Origin of the sequence: Streptomyces sp. NPDC046261, assembly GCF_040646235.1 — a bacterium.
Lineage (GTDB): Bacteria > Actinomycetota > Actinomycetes > Streptomycetales > Streptomycetaceae > Streptomyces.
In genome coordinates this window covers 1-1,983 of the sequence record NZ_JBEYZU010000054.1, presented here as the reverse complement: position 1 = coordinate 1,983, position 1,983 = coordinate 1, and the positions used below count along the sequence as shown (strand labels likewise).

Here is a 1,983-nt window from a genome sequence, read left to right as displayed (position 1 = left end):
CGACGCTCCCACGGCTTGTAGGCACACGGTTTCAGGTACTATTTCACTCCGCTCCCGCGGTACTTTTCACCATTCCCTCACGGTACTATCCGCTATCGGTCACCAGGGAATATTTAGGCTTAGCGGGTGGTCCCGCCAGATTCACACGGGATTTCTCGGGCCCCGTGCTACTTGGGTGTCTCTTAAACGAGCCGTTGATGTTTCAGCTACGGGGGTCTTACCCTCTACGCCGGACCTTTCGCATGTCCTTCGCCTACACCAACGGTTTCTGACTCGTCTCACAGCCGGCAGACTGCGAAAAAGAGATCCCACAACCCCGCATGCGCAACCCCTGCCGGGTATCACACACATACGGTTTGGCCTCATCCAGTTTCGCTCGCCACTACTCCCGGAATCACGGTTGTTTTCTCTTCCTGCGGGTACTGAGATGTTTCACTTCCCCGCGTTCCCTCCACACTGCCTATGTGTTCAGCAGCGGGTGACAGCCCATGACGACTGCCGGGTTTCCCCATTCGGACACCCCCGGATCAAAGCTCGGTTGACAGCTCCCCGGGGCCTATCGCGGCCTCCCACGTCCTTCATCGGTTCCTGGTGCCAAGGCATCCACCGTGCGCCCTTAAAAACTTGGCCACAGATGCTCGCGTCCACTGTGCAGTTCTCAAGCAACGACCAGCCACCCATCACCCCCACCCAACAGGGCAGAGTTCACTGGGGCCGGCATCGCGAAGGAGCAAGCTCACGCTCGCACCCTCAGATACCCAACAGCGTGCCCGGCCCGACCAATTCAAGTTCACGTTCCACGCCGAAGCAGTACTAGCGACCCTCACCGATCGTGCCGAATAGTCAACGTTCCACCCATGAGCAACCGTGCGAGTCATTCGCTCGCAGTCGGCTATATGCTCCTTAGAAAGGAGGTGATCCAGCCGCACCTTCCGGTACGGCTACCTTGTTACGACTTCGTCCCAATCGCCAGTCCCACCTTCGACGGCTCCCTCCACAAGGGTTGGGCCACCGGCTTCGGGTGTTACCGACTTTCGTGACGTGACGGGCGGTGTGTACAAGGCCCGGGAACGTATTCACCGCAGCAATGCTGATCTGCGATTACTAGCAACTCCAACTTCATGGGGTCGAGTTGCAGACCCCAATCCGAACTGAGACCGGCTTTTTGAGATTCGCTCCACCTCACGGCATCGCAGCTCATTGTACCGGCCATTGTAGCACGTGTGCAGCCCAAGACATAAGGGGCATGATGACTTGACGTCGTCCCCACCTTCCTCCGAGTTGACCCCGGCAGTCTCCTGTGAGTCCCCATCACCCCGAAGGGCATGCTGGCAACACAGGACAAGGGTTGCGCTCGTTGCGGGACTTAACCCAACATCTCACGACACGAGCTGACGACAGCCATGCACCACCTGTACACCGACCACAAGGGGGCGACCATCTCTGGCCGTTTCCGGTGTATGTCAAGCCTTGGTAAGGTTCTTCGCGTTGCGTCGAATTAAGCCACATGCTCCGCTGCTTGTGCGGGCCCCCGTCAATTCCTTTGAGTTTTAGCCTTGCGGCCGTACTCCCCAGGCGGGGAACTTAATGCGTTAGCTGCGGCACGGACGACGTGGAATGTCGCCCACACCTAGTTCCCAACGTTTACGGCGTGGACTACCAGGGTATCTAATCCTGTTCGCTCCCCACGCTTTCGCTCCTCAGCGTCAGTATCGGCCCAGAGATCCGCCTTCGCCACCGGTGTTCCTCCTGATATCTGCGCATTTCACCGCTACACCAGGAATTCCGATCTCCCCTACCGAACTCTAGCCTGCCCGTATCGAATGCAGACCCGGGGTTAAGCCCCGGGCTTTCACATCCGACGCAACAAGCCGCCTACGAGCTCTTTACGCCCAATAATTCCGGACAACGCTTGCGCCCTACGTATTACCGCGGCTGCTGGCACGTAGTTAGCCGGCGCTTCTTCTGCAGGTACCGTCACTT

2 rRNA genes are annotated in these 1,983 nt (G+C 58.4%); both read right to left on the bottom strand.

Features of this window, described 5'->3' with window-relative positions:
* Window positions 1-630, bottom strand: a 23S ribosomal RNA gene (locus ABZ956_RS30465); the annotation flags it as partial.
* A gap of 277 nt (window positions 631-907) precedes the next feature.
* Window positions 908-1,983: ribosomal RNA gene (locus ABZ956_RS30460) — 16S ribosomal RNA — on the bottom strand; the annotation flags it as partial.